This is a genomic window from Acinetobacter lwoffii (assembly GCF_024129715.1).
GTDB lineage: Bacteria > Pseudomonadota > Gammaproteobacteria > Pseudomonadales > Moraxellaceae > Acinetobacter > Acinetobacter lwoffii_U.
Genome location: NZ_JAMXXM010000001.1, coordinates 27632 through 49322, shown reverse-complemented (window position 1 = coordinate 49322; position 21691 = coordinate 27632). Strand labels below are relative to the sequence as shown.

Here is a 21691-nt window from a genome sequence, read left to right as displayed (position 1 = left end):
TCCTGAAATTCAGATACTTGCCGTATTATTAAGCGCTTGGGTAATCATCTTCAATGCAGGATTTTGGGAATTCTTGTTAAATGTTGCATACAAACCCAGTTTTGGCAGTGCCTGATCAGTCTGGATGATTTTCACATGATCATTCAAAAAACGCAGTAAATATTCGGGCGCAAAACTAAAGCCCATTCCCATATTGGTCAGATTAATGTGTTGCAAGACATTGGTCACCCACAACAGCTGTTCATGTTCGAACTGATCAATACAAAGCAGTTTATCCAGCTTTTCATAAAATACGGGCGAAGCATTCTGCTCGCACATAATCATATTGTGATTTTTCAGTTCCTGTAATTTCAGGATTCGATCTGTAGAATGTAAGTGCTGAGCGGCTATCAGATAAATTTGCTCGGTTAATAAATGAATATTCTCAAAATCTGGATGGTCCAGATGAAAGCGGGTAATACATAAATCCAGTTCAGCATTTTTTAGCCGCTGAATCTGTTCCATACAGGTCAGGCTATGCAGATGGATTTTTAAGTCCGGCATGGTTTTTTTAAGCTGAGCCAGAATCTGTGGCATCACTTTTATTTCTGCGACATTCAGGAAGCCAATGTGAATCTGGTTATTTTTCTGCTGCGCAACCTGACGCGCTGCTGCTACTGCCAGTTTGGCATTTTCCAGTGCTTTTTCGGCATAGATCTGAAAAGCCTGCCCTTCATCGGTGAGTTTGACCTTTCTGGATGAACGATCAAACAGCATGACGCCTACTTCCTGCTCCAGATCCTTAATTTGCTGGCTTAATGACGGCTGAGCGGTAAACAGTTTTTCGGCAGCCTTGGTAAAACTTTGTTGCTGCGCCACAGTAATAAAATAGCGTAAATGTCGAAGTTCCATAGCCTGCCCGGTTTCTGATCAGGTCAGCATCTTAAGATTATGACCCACGTATTGCAAATAAGAATAGGTCGATAGTTTATATGAATATCGCTATATCAACAGATCCTGTTTTACTAGACTGCCTGATTATATAGATAGCTTGTTCTTCACCTATACACATGGAGTCTTGTATGACACAACACTATGACACTGATGTTCTGATCATTGGTACCGGTCCTGCAGGTTCAACATTAGGTTTGGCTTTGGCGAATTATGGTATCAAGGTACAACTGTTTACCCAGTTTAGCTGGCTGGCCAATAGTCCACGTGCCCATATTACCAATCAGCGTGCCATGGAAGTATTACGTGATTTAGGTATTGAAGAACAGGTTAAAGAGATTGCAACACCATGGGAACAGATGGGTGAAAGCCTGATTACCACCAGTCTGGTCGGCGAAGAAATCGCCCGTTTAAGTGCATGGGGTACCGGTGATGAACGTCATGGTGACTATATCCAAGGCAGTCCATGTCCATTAGTCGATCTGATTCAGCCAAAAATGGAAGCTTTACTGGTGAAAAATGCCGGTGAACGTGGTGCAATTTATAACTTCAATACTGAATACCTGTCACATGTGCAGGACGAAGATGGCGTGACTGCTACTTTCCTGAACCGCATTACCAATACTGAATTTAGCTTAAGAGCAAAATATCTGGTGGGTATGGATGGGGCAAAATCTCGTGTATTGGAACAGCTCGGCTTGCCACTGGAAGGCGTGATGGCACGTGCCGGTACCGTCTATGTGACCTTTAAAGCTGATCTTTCTCAATACGTTCAGCACCGTCCTGCGATTCTGCAATGGATCGTGAATCCTGAAGCCAGCTTTGGCGATCTCGGTATGGGATTGTTACGTGCCATTACGCCATGGAATGAATGGATCATGGGTTGGGGCTTTGACATTTCCAAAGGCGAACCACAAGTTACTGAAGAACAGGTCCGTGCCCGCCTGAATGCTTTTGTTGGTACTGAAGTCGAAGAAGTTGAAATCCAGAAATTATCGTACTGGTATGTGAACCAGACCTGGGCCACTGAATATTCTAAAGGTCGAGTGTTCTGTGGTGGTGATGCAGTACACCGTCATCCACCATCGAGTGGCCTAGGTTCAAATACCTGCATGCAGGATGCCTTTAATCTAGGCTGGAAACTGGCATACGCGGTAAAAGGCTGGGCTGCACCTTCCCTGCTGGATTCCTATACCACCGAGCGTGCACCGGTCGGCAAGCAGATTGTAGCGCGTGCGAACCAGTCACGTTTTGATTATAAATACCTGAAAGAAGTCTTTGGTTTTGATCAAGGTGTGACGACTCAGAAGCAAATGCTGGAACGTATCTTTGCGGAAGATGAGCAAGGTGCTGAAATCCGTCAAAAACTATTTGAAGCTTTGGAAATTAAAAACTTCGAATTTAATGCACAAGGTGTAGAACTGAACCAGCGATATAGCTCCAATACGGTGATTGCAGAATCCGAGCCTGAGATTTTTGAAAAAGATGAGCAGCTTTATTTACAGGCAACCACTCGCCCAGGCGCTAAAGTTCCGCATACTTGGCTGATCAATGCCAAAGGTCAAAAGCAGTCGACACTGGATATTACGGGTAAAGGTCGTTTTACCCTGCTCACAGGTTTATCCGGTAAAGGCTGGAAACAGGCGGCAGAAGCATTGGATTTGCCATATCTGGATGTGACTCAGATTGGTTCACGTGGCTATCGTGATGTGTATGGAACCTGGAATGCCAAGTCTGAAATTCATGAATCTGGTGCAGTACTGGTTTGTCCGGATGGTTATGTGGCTTGGCGTTATCAGGACAGTACCAATAAAGCTTTTGATTATGAAAATACGTTAAAGGCGGTATTGAAGCAGGTTCAATTGGTTATTTAAATTATAAAGCCACCTTAATGGTGGCTTTCTTAAAGCTGATGATCAAGAACCCTGCAGCAAGTAACTGCCCACAACGAACAATATTTGTAGTCCTACAACAATACAAAACAACATCCAGCCTTTCTGACGCATTGCCGCCTTATCCATTATTCTAAGTGTTTTAGCCATGTCATCACCTCATCTTTGAGAATTGATACTGAACCGATCTATTCCATCTTTCTTTTATAGTGCAATAAAGTTGTGCATAAAACATACCATAGCACTTTATATACAATATAAAAGCAAAATCTAAACCAACTCAGCAGGAAGAAAAAAAATTAAAAAATCAGAATGCTTAAAAAGCAAAAATCCACCAAATTGGTGGTTGAATAATCCTATGTTAGTGAATTTATTTTAATTTTTCCATACAGTAAAATTAAGATACTATTTAAAAACAATATTTATAATAAAAAATTCATTCACCTTGTTTTAATTTCCAAGATGAGAATAAAAACACGGACATTGTACCAGCCAAATTCACTGCTAATTCTGCATGTCTTGGAGAAGGTTTAAAGTTTATTTTACCTTGCCCATGAGCATCACCCACTTTATTTCTCAATGATCCTAAACCTTCAATGATGGAACTACATCCTCCGAGAATTTGTTTGAAAGTCTGCTCCGTATGTTGAGATGGAGCAAGGTTTAATTCTTTAATCACCAATCTATACAGTTGATTTATATCTGGAGCATTGCCATAACCGACTTCGTATTCATCAAGAATATATTTGCAGGTCGATTCTAAAAGTGTTCGAGCTAATGTAATCGCACCTTCGGGATCTGTACTTCTTCGCTCTAATGCTTTCTGCCATATTTGATGTATATAATCCGAGCTTAATTCAGCAATCTTCAACTGTACTACCTGATCCAATGGAGGAACATCTAGACTTTCTAATACATTAAAGAATTCTTTAAATTCCGAATAAATATAATTTTCACGTTCAGCGTAAGATTCAAAATCCCACTTAATCCTAGCTTCAAATTCATCTAATGTGCGTGTGTCTTTAATAAAAAATGGAATATATTCATAAAAGTTTTTAAATGTCAGTAACTCTTGTCTAAGCTGCATAAATGCCTCTGAAGAACCTTTTTCATAAGTATCAGTAGCTCTAGCTATTAGCAATTCTTGTAAAAGTAAAACTTTTTCAATTAAATCGGACATTTGAGGACTCTTTATTCATTTTTTAATCTTTTTCAATTCTATATCTAATCACCTATAAATCTATAATTTGCTTATTAAAAAAGCCCCTTTCGGGGCTTTTTTAATTCTTGATTATATCAATTAGCCAATAAATTTACGTGCATTACGGAACATACGTAACCAAGCACCGTCTTGATCCCAGTCTTCTGGTTTCCAGGAATGCTGGAGCGCGCGGAAGTTACGTTCAGGGTGCGGCATCATAATCGTTGCACGGCCATCCTGAGAGGTTACACCGGTAATACCTTCCGGTGAACCATTCGGGTTCAACGGATATTGTTCAGTTGCATTGCCATGGCTGTCGACATAACGTAGAACCACCTGATTCGATGCATTCAGTGCAGCAAAGTTTTCCGCCGTTGCAACTGCACGACCTTCACCATGCGCCACAGCGATCGGCAGAATCGAACCTTGCATGTCTTGTAACAATACTGAATTCGATTTTTCCACACGAACGTTCACTGCTCGCGCTTCAAATACTTCAGACGTATTGCGATGGAAACGTGGCCAAGCATCCGCACCCGGAATTAATGGAGCCAATTGAGACAACATTTGACAACCATTACAGATACCGAGCGAGAAGGTTTCTTGACGGTTGAAGAATTTCTCAAACTGGTCACGCAATTTAGCATTGAACAATACGGATTTCGCCCAGCCCCCACCAGCGCCCATCACGTCACCATACGAGAAGCCACCACACGTTACCAAACCTTCGAAATCATCCAGGCTGATACGACCTGCCAGCAAGTCACTCATGTGGACGTCAACGGTATTGAAACCGACTTTGTCGAAAGCTGCCGCCATTTCAATATGACCATTCACACCCTGCTCACGCAGAATTGCCATATTTGGACGACGCAAGTTAATGAAAGGTGCTTCAATCGCTTCGTTCAAGTCGAATGTTGGTTGGGCGATAATACCTTTGTGCGCTTTATCAGTAATTAAGGCAAATTCCTGATCTGCAGTTTGTACGTTGTCACGTAGGCGCTGGATTTGATGAGAAACTTCAGTCCATGCCACTTGCAGGTCAGCACGTTCAAGTACCAGACCATTGATAGACAATTGGTCCGTATTGTTTACACTACCAACCACTGCAATTGCATCTTTAAGCGTAGATGCTGCAACTTCAGCTTGTAATGCTTCCCAATCTGCTTTGGCAATTTGTAGAACTGCACCAATCTCTTCAGCAAATAGGCTTGCAGTTGATTGATCTTCTAGAGCAACACCCAGACGTGATGCGAACATCATTTCTGCAACAGTCGCCAATAAACCACCATCACCGATGTCATGATACGCCTTGATCAGACCACGGTTGTTCCAGTCTTGAACTAATGCGAAGAATGCTTTGAAGTCATCGAAGCTATCCACATCAGGAGTAACTGAACCAATTGCTTTGTATACCTGCGCCAGAATCGAACCGCCTAAACGGAACTGACCTTTAGACAGATCAATACGAACCAATATAGATTCAATATCTTTCAGTTCAGGAGTCAATGTTTGACGCACATCAGTCACTGGCGCAAATGCAGTGATCACGCCCGACATTGGAGAAGTCACAGACTTGTCTTCACCTTCATCATTCCAGGTGGTACGCATAGACAATGAGTCTTTACCGACTGGAATCGCGATACCCAGTGCAGGACACATTTCCATACCGATGGCTTTCACGCCTTCGAACAATGCCTGATCTTCGCCCGGTTGACCCGCAGCAGCCATCCAGTTTGCAGACAATTTGATGTCGCTGATTTTTTCAATCTTCGCAGACATGATGTTCGAGATCGATTCAGCCACCGATAAACGTGCAGAAGCAGCAGGATTTAACAAGGCTACTGGAGGACGCTCACCCATTGCCATCGCTTCACCAGTGTAACCGACAAGACTTGTTGTAGTCACAGCAGCATCTGCGACAGGAACCTGCCAGCGACCTACCATTTGGTCACGTGCGACCATACCGGTAATTGAACGGTCACCAATACTGATCAGGAATGATTTAGAAGCAACAGTCGGGTTTTTAAGAACGCGATAAATCGCATCTTTTAAATCGGTGACTTTAGCCGCATCAAAGTCATCGCCTTTGCGTTCAATCGTTTCATAGGTACGGCTCATACGTGGCGTACCACCAAGCATCACCTGCATTGGCATATCCACTGGTTTGTTGCCGAACAATGGATCTTCAACAGTTAAATGACGTGCTTCAGTCGCCTCACCCAGTACTGCGAACGGACAACGTTCACGTGCACAGATTGACTCAAATAATTCTAAAGAAGATGGACGAATCGCCAATACATAACGCTCTTGCGCTTCATTTGACCAGATCTCCATTGGCGACATGCCAGGTTCTAAAGATGGAATCTTACGAAGATCTAGCACTGCACCTAACTCATGATCATTCACCAGTTCAGGCATAGCATTTGATACACCACCCGCGCCTACATCATGCACCGACACAATTGGGTTATGGTCTTCCATGCGCCAGCAAGTATCGATCACTTCTTGACAACGGCGTTCCATTTCCGGGTTTTCACGTTGTACCGAAGCAAAATCTAGGTTTTCGCCCAATTTACCGCTATCTACAGAAGATGCAGCACCACCGCCAAGACCGATCAGCATGGCTGGACCACCGAGTACGATTAACAAATCACCCGGTAAAATCGGATCTTTTTCAACGTGATCTGGACGGATATTTCCGTAACCACCCGCGATCATGATTGGCTTATGGAAACCTTTAACATCGCCATTGACGTTTTGTTCAAAAGTACGGAAGTAACCGTTTAAAGCTGGACGACCAAATTCGTTATTGAATGCAGCACCACCCAATGGGCCTTCAATCATGATTTGTAACGGCGATGCCATACGTGATGGTTTGCCGTAGTTTTCTTCCCAAGGCTGTTCAAAGCCTGGAATATTCAGGTTAGATACCGTAAAGCCGGTTAAACCTGCTTTCGGTTTACCACCACGACCGGTCGCGCCTTCATCACGGATTTCACCGCCTGAACCTGTCGCTGCACCGGCAAATGGCGCAATCGCAGTTGGATGGTTGTGGGTTTCCACTTTCATCAGGATGTGAGCAGCTTGGCTCTTGTATTTATAAACCTGATGGCCGTTGTCTTCTTGGGTTGGATAAAAACGCTGGGTATCCGAACCAACAATCACCGAAGCGTTATCTTTATAAGCTGACAATACGTCTGTTGGTGATTCTTTATAGGTGTTCTTGATCATCTGGAACAATGACAAAGGCTGAACTTCACCATCAATGGTCCATTCTGAACCAAAAATTTTATGACGGCAATGCTCAGAGTTGGCTTGCGCAAACATCATCAGTTCGATGTCATTCGGATTACGACCTAGCTTGATGAAAGCCTCAGTCAGGTAATCAATTTCGTCCATTGATAATGCAAAACCAAACTCGTTGTTGGCTTTTACCAGTGCTTCTTTACCTTCACCCAGAATATCAATCGAGTTCAATGGTTTTGGCGCAGTTTCCACAAATAATACCGCAGCATCTTCAATCGCATTGAATACGCTTTCGGTCATACGGTCGTGAAGTACTTGCAATGCTTCTTTAGAGAGCTCTTTTACGCCCTTCAAAGTAAACAAAACGCCGCGTTCAAGTCGATGAACCGGCGTATTACAGTTTTTGAAAATGTCCGTCGCTTTAGAGGACCAAGGAGAGATGGTTCCGACGCGCGGTGTGACTAGAATCTGGATTTCATCACTTGCAGCCTGGTGCAATTTAAAAGATTGACCATCGTTGAGAAGCTGTAAAGCTGATTGCTGTTGTTGCTCGCTGAGCGCTTGGTCAAAGAGGTAGACCCATTGACTTTCAATTGATTGAACAGAACTAATTGACGTCAAACGCGATAATAGTTGAGTTTTCTTAAAAGAAGAATGTGCGGGTGCACCGGCAACGATAAACATGCTGATTTTGGCTCCACGGGATGGTCTGAACAACCATGCCACAATGTGACTTGAGAGAGCGCATATTCTACTGTGAAATAAGGAAATCGGCTAGATGCCAAATCAGAAAAGTACGTCTGAAATATCCTGGACTTTTAAAATATTTCGTTTACTTTCAGTCAGGAAAATTGAATGTAGTCTCACAGGTTAACACATTTTTTTCAAGAAAAATCAAAACCGCCTCAGAATAATTTTCTGCATAAAAATTGTATTATTTTTCAACAGCAATCAGTGCAAAATCAAATTCAGGTTTTATTGTCATGACCTGTCAAAGTTCCGATTTAGGCCAAAATGAAATACTTGATTACAAGATTTCATGAAGTCGTATTTTTTGCAGACTGTTTTTAATTATTTTGATTGACTCTTAACTTTGACTTTTAAGATTAGAAAACTGGTTAAAGGTCTTCTGCCTTTATGAAATACAAAGAGCAATTCTCCGCTCGTCTCCGCCATTACAGCATCCGACAAAAATTACTCCGCCATATAAATGAGTAATTAATAATGAGTGGTATTTTAATTTGACATCATCTGCGGGGAAAAAACCGGACACCTACTCTCATCTTCTAAAAGAATAAAAATAAAATCCCTTATTTGATCCCTTTATTCTTTCATATTTGATATTTATTTTCTCAGATCATAATTAAGCGAAATTTACTCATCTAAAAGACCAAAAAATATATCGACAAAATCCCCCACCATATCCAATATTTTGAAATTTCATCATTTATTCATGAGCTCTATTATGCGTAAAAAACACAATATAAATAGCAAAATACCACTTATATTTATGAGGAAATTTACCAGGAATTATGAGGCTTATATAAAAAAATAATGAAGAAATGATTAATAATAAAATTTTGTTACCTTTTTTATTTAATCCGTATTCTCAGGTTTTATTTAACTCGAAAAGTTTAAAATAAATATTTGTAATTGCTGAAAAAATATAGAAAATTTTCTTTTTTATTCAACTAACAGAATAACAGGCCCACACGTTTATATCAGCTAAGAATCTTACCAAATAGACACTTCATCAGTAAATTTGATGATTTTATGTTAAGCTCTAGCCGAATTGCTGAGGAATTGTCCAAATTCTGGGCCTGGCAATGGTTTTTCCTTTCTGCTGTAGAGATGAATATAAATTCTATATTCGGACACTAATTTTTTGATGTTCTATAGCTTCACTGCTCTGTCTATTTTAGAGCCTTAATCTGTCACCAATGATTTAATTTTCAAAAACAAAAGGTGACCCGCTTAAGGAGTATGTATGTTTCAATTCACTAGTACAGCAACTGTACTATTGATGGTGCTTTTCTATGGCATCACCTTTCTACTATCGTTACGTATTAAACAGAAAAATGAAAATGTCGATGGCTACATGGTCTCGAATGGCTCCATCGGATTTGGAATGTCTGCGGCCAGTATGACCGCCACCTGGATCTGGGCCGCCTCGTTTTATGCAGCAGCTTCATCCGGATATACATACGGCGTTTCCGGTGCCCTACACTATGGTTTGTGGGGTGCGCTGATGATTTTATTTATCTATCCCTTTGGCAAGCGCTTTCGTGAACTGGCGCCTAATGCCCACACCTTGGCAGAAATTATGCATGCCCGGCATGGCAACCAAAGCCAGATGATTCTGGCGGGTTCCAATATTGTGGGTAGCGTCATCAGCCTGATGGTGAACTTTACCGCCGCTGGGGCACTGGTTGAGATTTTATCTCCTTTAAGCTTTATCCATGGCGTGCTGATTACCGGTATCGGTGTGCTGTCCTATACCCTCTGGTCGGGCTTCCGTTCTTCGGTGTTTACCGATTTTGGTCAACTGGTGGCGATGATTGTCGCGGCTGTGATCATTATTCCAACCTTGTTCTTTACCTTAGGCGGACCTTCCCTGTTTCAAAGCGGGATTCATCACCTGCAGCCGGAACAGCTAGATTTTTTCTCTAAAACAGCCTTTCTGGAACAAGGTGCACCATTTTTTGTTGCCGTATTGGCCTACGCGATTGGTAATCAGACCATTGCCCAGCGCCTGTTTGCAGTCCGTGAAGACCTGATCAAACCGAGTTTTATCACTGCAACCATTGGTTATGCTGCAATTGTTATTGGTCTAGGCATGCTGGGGTTATTGGCACTATTTGCAGGTATTCAGCCCATTGATGGCAACCTGAATAACCTGATTCCGCAAATGGCAGCGACTTATCTTTCTCCATTTATGGTCGCGCTGTTATTCATCATGGTGATTGGAGCATTGTCTTCTACCGCTGACTCGGATCTGTCTGCCCTGTCTGCGATTGTCATGACGGACATTTATGGCAAACAGATTGCGAAAAACCGTCCTGATCCAAAGAAAATGCTGTTTATTGGCCGTATGACCATGATCGTTGCCACCATGCTGGGGATTGTGATTGCCACCTTGAAGTTTGACATTTTGTCGATGCTGATTTTTGTGGGTGCGCTTTGGGGCTCTATTGTATTCCCGGTGATTGTCAGCCTGTATTGGGACAAGGTGAATGCCCGGGCCTTTAACTGGTCAGTGGGCCTCGCATTTTTCAGCTTTCTGATAGTACGTTTTGAATGGCTTCCGATTCAGGGATTGATCGCACTTGGCTTTGAACTCGTTGCGACCCTGGGGATTGGTGTGGTGCTGGGTTTGATGACCTTTGGTTTCTTCGGCAAGAAAGTGGGTCTGGTCGTTGGCATATTGGCCAGTATTGGCTTCATGCCATGGACCATCGGCTTCTTGCGTGAATACGGCACCTTGTTAAGCTCACTGACAGCGTATGGCAGTAGTGCGCTGGTATGTACTGTGTTGACGCTATTCTACAGCAAAGAAAAATTTGATTTTAAGCAAATCAACAAGATGGTGATTGAATTTCACCAGCTATCTGAGAAAAGTAAATAAGGAGATTTCAGATGACAAGTCAATTATTGACCCTATATGTACTTTTTTGGCCATTGGTGGCAAGCCTAGTCTTGTTCACGATTTGCCTGAATGTCTATAAAGACACACAACAGGCCAAGAAAAATGGCGAAGAGCTAATTTGATTCTTCATCCTAAACAAAAAGCAGGCCATTGAGTCTGCTTTTTTATTGTTCATTTGATGATTTCGATTTTTAATTCTTAGTTTTTTCCAGCTGACTGAAATAACAATATGCAGCAAGACAATTCATGTCGCACTGCCCTAGTCCCCGAACCAGTTTTTTGGCATGATGCAAATAGTGGATCACTGAATAATGATAAATGACTCAAATGCGTTGGTTAGAACTGCTTTCGACAGTTCGGATTGGTAGTAAAAAGCAGAGCACTGAACTGGCACGCAGCCCGTTTCATAAAGATTATGACCGTATTATTTTTTCGCAAAGCTTCCGGCAGTTAAACCGCAAAACCCAAGTCCATCCACTGACCCAGCATGATGGTATTCATACCCGTTTGACCCATTCGCTAGAAGTCTCCTGTATTGGCCGTTCACTCGGTATGCTGGCTGCAGAGAAAATCAAAGATAATTTACCTGCCTGGATTTCTCCGGCTGATGTCGGTGCCATCATTCAGGCTGCCTGTCTGGCACATGATATTGGCAACCCGCCTTTTGGTCATGCCGGTGAATACGCCATTCGGGAATGGTTTGACGATGCTTCTCATACCGACTTTTTAAAAGATTTAAGTCCTGAACAGGAAGCCGATGTCCGCCAGTTTGAAGGCAATGCCCAAGGCCTGCGCCTGCTGACCAAGATCGATTATCATCCTTATGATGGCGGCATGCGCCTGACCTATGCCACACTCGGTGCCTATCTTAAATATCCGTGGCTCTCTGAGGCGATTGACCCGACTGGCAACACCCCTGCCAGCCGACGTCCTAAATTTGGTTGTTACCAGTCTGAAAAAGAGATTTTGCAGGAAATTGCTGAACAGCTAGGATTAATCCAGCTTGGTGAATATCATTATTGTCGTCATCCGCTGACCTATCTTTTAGAAGCTGCGGATGACATCTGCTATGCCCTGATTGATCTGGAAGATGGTATTAGCCTGAATATGCTCAGTTATGCCGAAGTCGAGCCAGTTTTCCTAAACTTGCTGGGAGAATATGGCACACCTGAAGAAATCAATCTGCCTAATACCACCTGGCAACAAAAAATTGCCGCCTTACGTGGTCGGGTCATGAAACGTCTGGTAGATGAAGTCACCACAGCTTTTGCGCGACATCAACAGGAAATTTTGATGGGCCAACTGCAAGGTTCATTGCTGGGTTATTGTAGTGCCGACATTGAGATTGGCATTAACCGGGCCAAAGAACTGGCGCGAGACAAGATCTTCGAACATCCGCAAAAAGCCGGTCTGGAAATTATCGCGCATCAAAGTTTACAAACGATTCTGGATGCCTTTATTCCACTCACCACACCGCACAAAACCTTAAGCTTTAAGGAACAGCGTTTAATGGCTATTTTAAAACGTTCGGGTGCGCAGTTTAGTGCTGATCATTATGACAACATTATGCAGGTGCTGGATATTGTCTCCAAGTTTTCTGATCATCAGGCTTACAATCTGGCGCAGGAACTGCATGGCAATAAAGCCGGGTTACTCTAATGCGAACGAGCGCCTGATGATAATCTCAGCAAAATCACTGCTTTTGAATGATAGAGTTTTGCCTTTATCGAAAATGCTGACTACTATGCCTGTATTAAATTTGAGTATATAAAAAATGATTGGATGCCTGATTGGGGAAGTGCTGGCGCTGGAAGCACCGACTGTTTTATTAAATGTAAACGGCGTAGGTTATGAGATTGATACTCCTTTAACCACTTTCTGCCAGTTGCAAAAAGGCCAGAAAATTACCCTGTGGACCCATCTGGCTGTTCGTGAAGATGCCCAATTACTTTATGGCTTTATCAATGCGCAGGAAAAAACCATTTTCCGTACCTTATTAAAGGTGAACGGCGTTGGCCCGAAAATGGCGCTTGGTATTCTTTCCACTTTAAGTGTGGAAATGCTGATCCATACCGTTGAACATGAAGATATCAACACTCTGGTCAAAGTTCCGGGAGTGGGTAAAAAGACTGCTGAACGCCTGATGATTGAATTGCGTGACCGCTTTAAAGCCATGGCTTCAGGTGCTGTGCCAAGCAATTCAACTGCACCAAAAATTCAGTTTATGGGCAATTCAGCCGTGGCTGAAGCGGAAGCTGCATTACAGTCCTTGGGCTATAAACCTGCTGAAGCACAAAAACTGGTGAATGCTGCCAAAGGTGAATTTACTGAAGCCAGTGAGATCATTCGCGCGGCATTAAAGTCGATGAATAAATAATAGCAATCAGATATTGAATATAAAATTTATGCCAGTATCAGAATCTACCTGGCGACATGGATGTCGCCTGTTAAACTGTGCTATCAGGACGTAGCATCAGTTTAACAAATGGGTTTTGTTACTTTTGCCCAGTCAAAAGTAAGAGCATGCCGACTCAATGGCATAGAAATTCCAAGAGCATTTTGAGGCTATGACTTTATTCACCTCAAATAAACCATAGAGATTAACTCAAAAGATGCAAGACCGTCTCATCAGTGGTTCTGAAAAACCCGAAGATCATTTTGATCGTGCCATCCGCCCGACTTCCCTCGATGACTACATCGGTCAGCCGGTGGTCCGCGAGCAGATGGAAATTTTCATTGGCGCAGCACGTGGCCGTGAAGAAGCCCTTGATCACACCCTGATTTTTGGCCCGCCAGGTCTGGGTAAAACGACATTGGCCAATATTATTGCCCGAGAAATGGGTGGTAATCTCAAGTCAACTTCTGGCCCGGTACTGGAACGTGCTGGTGACTTAGCCGCGATGCTAACGAACCTGGAAGAAGGCGATGTCCTGTTTATTGACGAGATTCACCGTCTTTCACCCGTGATTGAAGAAATCCTGTATCCGGCGATGGAAGATTATCAACTCGATATCATGATTGGTGAAGGCCCTGCAGCCCGTTCGATTAAACTGGATTTACCGCCATTTACCTTGGTAGCTGCAACTACACGAGCTGGTCTACTCACCTCTCCGCTGCGTGACCGTTTCGGAATCGTACAGCGTTTAGAGTTTTATTCGGTTGAAGATTTAACCCACATTGTCAAACGTTCAGCCAATTTGATGGATGTACCTATGACTGGAGATGGCGCAAAAGAAATTGCCCGTCGCTCACGAGGTACACCGCGTATTGCTAACCGTTTATTGCGTCGAGTTCGTGATTACGCTCAGGTCAAAGGTACCGGTGAGATCAATCAGGATATGGCCCAACGTGCTTTGGACATGCTCAAAGTCGATAAAGATGGTTTAGATACACTCGACCGCCGTTATTTATCAATGTTGCTTGAGCGTTTTGATGGTGGTCCTGCCGGTGTTGAAGCCTTGGCTGCTGCCATGGCGGAAGATTCAGGCACGCTTGAAGATGTCATTGAGCCTTACCTGATTCAGCAAGGTTATGTGATGCGAACCGCGCGTGGTCGTATTGCAACGAATATGGCGTATTTGCAGTTTGGGATGACGCCGCCCGAACCAAAAGAGAAGTGATTTTAAAAAGCAGCTTAGGCTGCTTTTTTTATTTCAGTTTTAATCATTTTGCTGATCTGTCTATTTAGCTCATTTAGTATCAAGTAAATTGTAATATTATCTTCACCTATAATCTTTTTAAGCTCAATTCCTATATTTTGAAACTCACTGTGTTCTAGTACTTCTGTTATTGTCTTATCTTGTCTTTCAATCATTAGTTCAGACCCTGCTTCCATTAATAAAAGTTCTAAATATGGCCATAGTAATTTAAAAAATAATCTGTTCTTAATTTCTAGATTATTGGTAGCTCTACCTTTACTAAGTAAAAATAATTCTAATACATGATAATCTTGTAATACCTGACTCGAAGTATCTCTTAACTCTTGATATATTTGTCCTACATGTATAGTTCGATCCAATTTTTCCTTTTCACTAATAGCTCCGTAAAATACCCCGAAATCTCTAAGTTTTATAATAAGTTTAGCTTGTCCACTAATGAAGCTTGAAGCATATTGAATAAAGTTTTGAGTTATAAGTTGTTTATTTTTAAATGCTAACTCTTTTTCCAAATGATCTCTTTGGCTTTCTATTAAATCCCCAGTAGATTTAATTTGACTTTCTGTAGATTTTCTCACCACATAAACCGTCACTATAAAACCAAACAGACTGATTAAACCCGATACAAAAACTGAAGCTGCAACAACCCAATCTGTCGAATGTTGTAAATCTAAATATACTTTCTGACCTTTAGGCTGTTCTAAAATGACTGCTTGTTTTTCTTCTACTGCCACAATTGACCCTTCTTGTTTTAAATCGACTATTTACCCCTCGCATTCTAAACATTTTCAAATCATTACAAAAGAAAAAGCCAACTGACCATGTCTAAATCAGTTGGCAAAAGCACAACTCTATTTTTTCTAAGTTTTATTTAGACTTATTTTGTGTCTTCCTTAAACTCCTTAAAGTCCGCTTTACGAATCATCGCATGAATACCCTTGGTTCGATCGACCACTTGAGACACTTCAAAATCAGTCGCTGCACTTAAGTAGGCATAGGCAATTTCTTCAGAAATGCCATATTCATTGACTAGGAAGCGAATCGCTTCACGGGTGGATTTACGCATGGCTTCATCTAAGTCTTCATCCAGACCCGGCGTAATCCAGAATTCAGCATTTTCAGCCAGCGGCTGTTTAATCTCTGCACCTGGAATTTTATCCTTGCCAGATTTAAGCAAAGTGAATTTTAAAGTCGCCCGTGCTGATCCTTCCAAGGCAGTTAAAGCCACCTCGCCATCGCCTTGTACAAAGTGACTATCGCCTGTATAGAACAAAGCACCTGGCACCTGTACAGGATAATAAGCCGTTGCACCTGCACCTAATTCATTAATGTCGATATTCCCGCCATAAAATGATGGCGGCACAGAGTGCACAGGCTCACTGGTATTTGGTGCAACGCCCATCGTGCCCATAAACGGATTCAGCGGGAAACGAATCGCTTTACCAGATTCAGTTTTTAAAACGCCTTTCCATACACCATCCGCATTTTTCTCAATTGGGGTAAAAATGGACACGTTGCCATAAGCATCAGGATTGGCTGGAGATGCATGCTCATGTTTCTGACGTTTCGGGAATTCGGGTAAAGTGCCTTTGCCATGACGGTTTGAAATCACGCCATAAGGTACACGCGGTTCAACTTTTAAAATCTCCACCTTTAGAATATCGCCCGGCATTGCCCCTTCTACATAGACAGGCCCGGTAATAATGTGTGGTCCATCTTTATGGAAATCATGTTTCAATTTGGAATTCGTGATCAGCTTGGCTTCATCCAATACATGCTCAGGTTTGACGCCTTTTGATGTGAAATATTTCTCTGCATTGCGGCCTTGATCTTCCAGCAGCCCTTCATGCGAAACTGTATCGAAAGTAACTGTGCTACCTGAAGGGACAGTCAAGACAGGTTTTGCATCTTTATTTGGCAGATAACCCCACGTAATCGTATTCAAGGTACTCGGCACATAATAATGACCTTTATATTCACCACTTTTGAGTAATGTGGGTTTATTTTCCAGCTGTTTCAGTATTTTAAAGTCTTCAGCCCATAGGCTTGTCGAAATAAAACTTAAGCTTGAAGCCACTGCCAGAGATAAAGCCAAAGGTTTTAACATGTGTTCAATTTCCGTCATAAAAAATATTACGGAAGAGTGAATGCAATCTAAGTGCCAAAATAATTTTAAGAGGTTTAAAAAATCTTCACTTCATCGGAGTTATTGATATAAATGGAATCGTTTTTTCTTTTCCCCGATTCTTTTTCATGTGGTAATTTTTTATAAAATTCATACCTTATAAATATAAAAAATCAATTTAGACACATATTTTTACAATGTAAAAGAGTGAACAAAGCTCTTTGAGAACAGATATTAACACCCAGAATACCTTTAAAGTATTAAAAAATACTTAGAGGGTTTTGGTCGAATTTAAATCAGTATGCCATCCTAAAGAATCACTTTAACCATTTCAAATTCTTAAGGTTCTCCCGAAGTATGAATATGTATAAGCAGATATCCCTTTGTCTTCCTCTTCTTTTCTGTAGCCAGTTCAGCCTGGCCGACTGGATTGATGACTCTGTATACGCTGCTGAAGCACACACCATCAAATTACGCCAGCATATCCATCAGCATCCTGAACTGGGAAATATGGAATTTAAAACCTCGGAGCTGGTCCAAAAAGAATTAAAATCCTACGGCATTGAAGTACGTAAAGGCTATGCCAAAACGGGTGTAATCGGTCTATTAAAAGGTGGCAAACCTGGCCCTGTGATGGCCTTACGTGCAGATATGGATGCACTACCAATTAAAGAAACTGCACCTGTGTCTTTTGCCAGTAAGCAAAAAGCCATTTATCAAGGCAAAGAATCTTATGTGATGCATGCCTGTGGCCATGACGCGCATACTGCGATGTTATTGGGTGCAGCCAAAGTTCTGGCCGCCAATAAAGATAAAATTGCAGGGACAGTGGTGTTTGTATTCCAGCCAGCTGAAGAAGGCGGTGCAGATATCGATAATTTCACTCATGGCGATCAGATTGGCTCACGTAAAATGATTGCCGACGGTGCCTTAAAAAATCCAAAACCTGAAGTGATTTTCGGGATGCATGTTATGGCAGGCATGCCAAGCGGCAATATCTTCTACAAAGATGGTGCGATTTTAAACAGTGCCGATCATTTACGTATTCAGGTGAATGGCAGTCAGGTGCATGGCTCCATGCCTTGGGCAGGTAAAGACCCGATTTATGCCTCTGCCCAGATGGTCACCAATTTACAAAGCCTGATCAGCCGTAAAGCCGATTTGACTAAAGGAATGGGCGTGGTCAGTATTGGCAGCATTCAGGGCGGCACCACCGGTAACGTCATTCCAGATCAGGTCAATATGGTTGGCACCATCCGCTCCAATAGTGAAGATGTACGTCAAGGCATTTTAAAAGACTTGCCGAAAATGCTGGAACACAATGCCGCAGCCAATGACGTCAAGGTGAAAGTCGAAATTGCACCTTATGCACCAGTGACCACCAATGATAAAACCTTGACTGAATTGATGCGCCCGACATTAGCGAGCGTGCATGGTGAAGATAAATTGCATGTTTTAGACAACAATGCCAGCGCCAGTGAAGACTTTGCTTACTATGGCCAGCTCATGCCATCGCTCTTCGTGTTTGTTGGTGCCACACCAGCAGATCAGGATCCGGCAAAAGCCGCACCGAACCACAACCCGAATTTCATTGTCGATGATGCGACCTTGAAAACCGGGGTCGAAAGCCATGTCCGTTTTATTCTGGACTATCCAAAAGTGGCCGAGCAGGTTCAGGCCAACTGGAAACAGAAAAATAAAGGCTAATCTTCTATTACTAAAATGCGCGGCTCAATAGACTCGCGCATTTTAGTATCTGCTGCTGTTTTATAAATGAGCTGTTAAGCGCTCAGTACTTCATCTTAGTGACTTCTCTCCAGATTTGACACCTTGTGCCATTGGTCTCAAGACTCACAATGCTAAACTTTGAACCGCTAAATTGCTTGACTGTTGGCAGGAATCCGGCAAACTCTAATCCCTTTCCTGCATCTAAAAACAAGCAAAAATTTCGAAAATCTGCATGGAACAAAACTATGGCGAATCACTTTGAATTCAATATCCGCGTTTATATTGAAGATACTGATGCGGGTGGCATTGTCTATCACGCCAATCATATTCGCTATATGGAACGTACCCGTACCGAATGGTTACGTGCCGCTGGAGTGAGCCATTACTGGCATCAGACAGACTACAACTTTGTGGTGCATAAAATTAATGTCAAATATATGCGTCCGATCCTGATGGATGATTTAATTACTGTTACGGCACGTGTCATTTCATGTAAAGCTTCATCATTTGTATTGCAACAAAATATTTATCGTGGTGAAATCATGCTTGCATCAGGTGAGGTTGAGTTGGCATGTATCAGTGCAGAGATGCGACCACGTCGACTCCCGGATGAAATCCGCGAACTAATTCAAAAAGAATTGGAACAAGACTAAAAAAATTTATTGGCACACGTAACAACTATGGCGACTCAGTTAGAATCATCTCTTCAAGTTTCAGATCTTATTTTACAAGCAAGCCCTGTCGTACAACTGGTGATGCTTTCTCTCCTGTTAGCCTCAATATATAGCTGGTATCTGATTGCCAGGCTCTATATGAGTTATAAAAAAGCCCAGGCCGATGATGAACATTTCCAGAAAATCTTCTGGTCTGGCGCTGAGTTGAACACCCTGTATAACAATGCACAACTCAATTCTAAACGTACCGGCCTTGAAGATATTTTCTATCAGGGTCTGGGCGAGTTCCTGAAACTGAAAAAACGCCATGCGCCAACTGCCCAGTCGATTGAAGGGACAGAGCGTATTCTGCGTGTCGGTTTAAGCCGTGACCAAGGTCATCTGGAACAAGGTCTGGGTGCATTAGCAAGTATCGGCTCGGTTGCGCCTTATGTCGGTCTGTTCGGTACAGTCTGGGGCATCATGAACGCCTTCATTGGCCTGGCAGATGTTGATCAGGTGACTTTGGCGACAGTCGCACCCGGTATTGCCGAAGCACTAATTGCAACAGCGATCGGTCTGTTTGCAGCCATTCCAGCGGTATTGGCCTTTAACCACTTCACGGCCAAAGGTGAAACGGTCTACTCTGACCGTGCGCTATTTGCCGAAGAAATGGTGGCGCTATTGCAACGTCAGTCTGTGGGCGTAACTCAGGACAAAGACTAATGGCGATTCAAGGTTCAGGACGCTTTCAGCGTATTAAAAAGCCACTGAAAAGTGACATGAATGTCGTACCATATATCGATGTCATGCTGGTACTTCTGGTGATCTTTATGGTCACCGCTCCGATGATTACCAGTGGCATCAAGGTTGACTTGCCTCAGGCCAACGGATTACCGATCGAATCCAAGGATGCCCCGACCATTGTCACACTGAAAGAAGATGGTTCATATTATCTAGAATATAAAAATCAGGCGACTGGTCCGGTCACACTGGAAGAATTGACGCGTACTCTGGTTGATGCCCAAACCCAGGCACAAAATGAAAACAAGGTGCTCAATGTCGTGATCAATGGCCATAATACCCGTCCATATGGCGATGTCATGGCCTTGATGTCCAGCCTGCAGGATGCTGGCCTTTCTCAAGTCGGTTTACTGACCAAACCCCTAGAATAAAGTATGAAAAATTATCAGAAACCGCCCTTTCAAAAAAAAGCAATTGCGATTGGATTTACACTCGGCATCCATGCAGTGGCTTTGGTGGGCTTACTTTATCTGGGCATGAGTAAACCCCCTGAACCGCCAAAACAGATCAAAACCGTTCTGATCAAGCCAGAAGACCTTAAACCGGTGACTCGCGAAGAAACCGAATTTGAGGAAACTGCACATGAAAACGTCGCAGAAGAAATTACCCAAACTGCTGAACCCAGTATAGAACCGGCTCCTGTCATTCCAACTGCTGCCCCTGCTGTACCTGTGACTCCACCTCCGCCAAAAGTCGATACACAAAAAGCGCAGCAGGAGCTAAAAGCGGCAGAGGCAGCACAAGCCAAGGCTGCGCAGCAAGCAGCGGAAGCAGCAAAACGTGCCCAAGCCGCTGAACAGGCCAAACAGGCAGCAGCCAAAGCTAAAGCCGATGCAGCGCAAAAATCCAAGGCGGAAGCCGAAGCTGCACGCCAAGCTGAACTGAATGCACAACGCAAAGCCGATGCTGCTCAAAAAGCCAAACTGGAAGCACAGAAAAAAGCTGACTTAGCTGCCAAGCAAAAAGCGGATGCTGCAACAAAAGCCAAAGCAGAGGCTGATGCCAAACGTAAGGCTGAAGCTGCTGCTAAAGCAAAGGCAGATGCGGCGGCAAAAGCCAATAATGATGCAGCAGCGAAACGTAAAGCAGATGCTGATGCGAAAGCTAAAGCGGATGCAGCAGCAAAAGCCAAAGCAGACGCGGCAGCCAAGGCTAAAAATGATGCAGCGACGAAACGCAAAGCGGATGCTGATGCAAAAGCCAAAGCCGATGCGGCTGCTAAAGCTAAAGCCGACGCTGATGCCAAACGCAAGGCAGATGCAGACGCTAAGGCCAAAGCAGATGCCGACGCTAAAGCCAAAGCGAATGCCGAAGCAAAAGCCAGAGCTGATGCAGAGGCCAAAGCTTCAGCCGCTAAACAGGCTGCTGAAGAAGCTGCACAGAAAAAAGCGGAATCAAAACGGATTGCATCCACTGCGAAGCGCGATTTTGAAAACAAAATCAAACGCGCCTGGGATACACCAGTCGGATCATCAGGCCAGCGTGCGACTGCACGTGTAACCCTGAATGATAATGGCGGTGTGGTCTCGGTCATTGTGAATTCAAGTGATTCAGACATGAAAGCCAGTGTAGAAGCTGCAGTCCGTGCTGCCGCACCTTATCCAATGCCATCCGATCCAGATGCACGCAGAGAAGCACGAAGCTTTACTTCAACCTTTACTGCGCAATAAAAAACGGAGCCATCACATAAATAATGTTGTGATGGCTTTTATTTTTTAAGCTAAACTTCACTTTAAGTTGATTAAATAATATTCACTTTTCACAGTGTCATAACAGTTTGGTCATAAATTCATGGTTTTATTCTATT

17 protein-coding genes are annotated in these 21691 nt (G+C 43.1%); 11 read left to right on the top strand and 6 right to left on the bottom strand.

From position 1 onward, the window contains the following. Window positions 1-9: 9 nt before the first annotated feature. Window positions 10-891, bottom strand: coding sequence for a LysR substrate-binding domain-containing protein (locus tag NI462_RS00215; protein ID WP_253158615.1), 882 nt, complete (start codon window positions 889-891; stop codon window positions 10-12). Window positions 892-1061: 170 nt separating this feature from the next. Between NI462_RS00215 and NI462_RS00210 the strand changes: the two genes are divergently transcribed. Further along, window positions 1062-2804, top strand: a complete 1743-nt coding sequence (locus NI462_RS00210) for an FAD-dependent oxidoreductase (RefSeq protein WP_253158613.1) — start codon at window positions 1062-1064, stop codon at window positions 2802-2804. 42 nt (window positions 2805-2846) lie between these two features. Here NI462_RS00210 and NI462_RS15030 read toward each other — a convergent pair whose 3' ends face one another. From NI462_RS15030 to purL, 3 genes are all read right to left on the bottom strand, one after another. Beyond that, complete coding sequence (locus tag NI462_RS15030) at window positions 2847-2972, bottom strand: KGW motif small protein (RefSeq protein WP_004645654.1); 126 nt, start codon at window positions 2970-2972, stop codon at window positions 2847-2849. A 286-nt stretch (window positions 2973-3258) separates the two neighbouring features. Continuing rightward, window positions 3259-4002 (bottom strand): abortive infection family protein, encoded by a 744-nt coding sequence (locus NI462_RS00200; RefSeq protein WP_253158611.1) that lies wholly within the window; start codon window positions 4000-4002, stop codon window positions 3259-3261. Window positions 4003-4122: 120 nt separating this feature from the next. Then, a complete protein-coding gene (purL, locus tag NI462_RS00195; RefSeq protein WP_253158609.1) occupies window positions 4123-7956 on the bottom strand; it encodes a phosphoribosylformylglycinamidine synthase in 3834 nt (1277 codons plus the stop codon). Window positions 7957-9259: 1303 nt separating this feature from the next. On the opposite strand from purL, the gene NI462_RS00190 reads away from it, so the two are divergent. From NI462_RS00190 to ruvB, 5 genes are all read left to right on the top strand, one after another. Then, window positions 9260-10897: a sodium:solute symporter family transporter gene (locus NI462_RS00190; RefSeq protein WP_071850395.1), complete on the top strand. Its 1638-nt coding sequence runs from the start codon at window positions 9260-9262 to the stop codon at window positions 10895-10897. 11 nt (window positions 10898-10908) lie between these two features. Beyond that, window positions 10909-11040 (top strand): putative transporter small subunit, encoded by a 132-nt coding sequence (locus NI462_RS00185; RefSeq protein WP_004645659.1) that lies wholly within the window; start codon window positions 10909-10911, stop codon window positions 11038-11040. A 196-nt stretch (window positions 11041-11236) separates the two neighbouring features. Next, window positions 11237-12577 (top strand): deoxyguanosinetriphosphate triphosphohydrolase, encoded by a 1341-nt coding sequence (locus NI462_RS00180; protein ID WP_005103835.1) that lies wholly within the window; start codon window positions 11237-11239, stop codon window positions 12575-12577. Between the two features lie 115 nt (window positions 12578-12692). After that, complete coding sequence (gene ruvA / locus NI462_RS00175) at window positions 12693-13295, top strand: Holliday junction branch migration protein RuvA (RefSeq protein ID WP_253158607.1); 603 nt, start codon at window positions 12693-12695, stop codon at window positions 13293-13295. A gap of 235 nt (window positions 13296-13530) precedes the next feature. Then, window positions 13531-14538, top strand: a complete 1008-nt coding sequence (ruvB, locus tag NI462_RS00170) for a Holliday junction branch migration DNA helicase RuvB (protein ID WP_004279105.1) — start codon at window positions 13531-13533, stop codon at window positions 14536-14538. A gap of 14 nt (window positions 14539-14552) precedes the next feature. Here the strand turns inward: ruvB and NI462_RS00165 are convergent, their stop codons facing one another. After that, window positions 14553-15308, bottom strand: coding sequence for a hypothetical protein (locus NI462_RS00165; RefSeq protein WP_219308843.1), 756 nt, complete (start codon window positions 15306-15308; stop codon window positions 14553-14555). A 143-nt stretch (window positions 15309-15451) separates the two neighbouring features. Next, window positions 15452-16681: an acetamidase/formamidase family protein gene (locus NI462_RS00160; RefSeq protein WP_253158605.1), complete on the bottom strand. Its 1230-nt coding sequence runs from the start codon at window positions 16679-16681 to the stop codon at window positions 15452-15454. Between the two features lie 381 nt (window positions 16682-17062). Here NI462_RS00160 and NI462_RS00155 point away from each other — a divergent pair, with 381 nt between their 5' ends. The 5 genes from NI462_RS00155 to tolA all read left to right on the top strand — a co-directional run bounded on the left by NI462_RS00155 (window position 17063) and on the right by tolA (window position 21554). Further along, complete coding sequence (locus NI462_RS00155) at window positions 17063-18406, top strand: amidohydrolase (protein WP_253158858.1); 1344 nt, start codon at window positions 17063-17065, stop codon at window positions 18404-18406. A 266-nt stretch (window positions 18407-18672) separates the two neighbouring features. Beyond that, window positions 18673-19080 carry a tol-pal system-associated acyl-CoA thioesterase gene (gene ybgC, locus NI462_RS00150; protein ID WP_004645668.1) on the top strand — a complete coding sequence of 136 codons (408 nt, stop codon included), beginning with the start codon at window positions 18673-18675 and terminating at the stop codon, window positions 19078-19080. Between the two features lie 27 nt (window positions 19081-19107). Then, the gene (tolQ, locus tag NI462_RS00145) at window positions 19108-19806 is read left to right on the top strand and encodes a protein TolQ (protein WP_004645669.1); all 699 of its coding nucleotides are present in this window, start codon (window positions 19108-19110) and stop codon (window positions 19804-19806) included. Beyond that, on the top strand, window positions 19806-20255 hold the full coding sequence (tolR, locus tag NI462_RS00140; protein ID WP_004731735.1) for a protein TolR: 450 nt from the start codon (window positions 19806-19808) through the stop codon (window positions 20253-20255). The genes tolQ and tolR overlap by 1 nt, the downstream gene beginning before the upstream one ends. A gap of 3 nt (window positions 20256-20258) precedes the next feature. Next, complete coding sequence (gene tolA, locus NI462_RS00135) at window positions 20259-21554, top strand: cell envelope integrity protein TolA (protein ID WP_253158602.1); 1296 nt, start codon at window positions 20259-20261, stop codon at window positions 21552-21554. Window positions 21555-21691 lie beyond the last annotated feature (137 nt).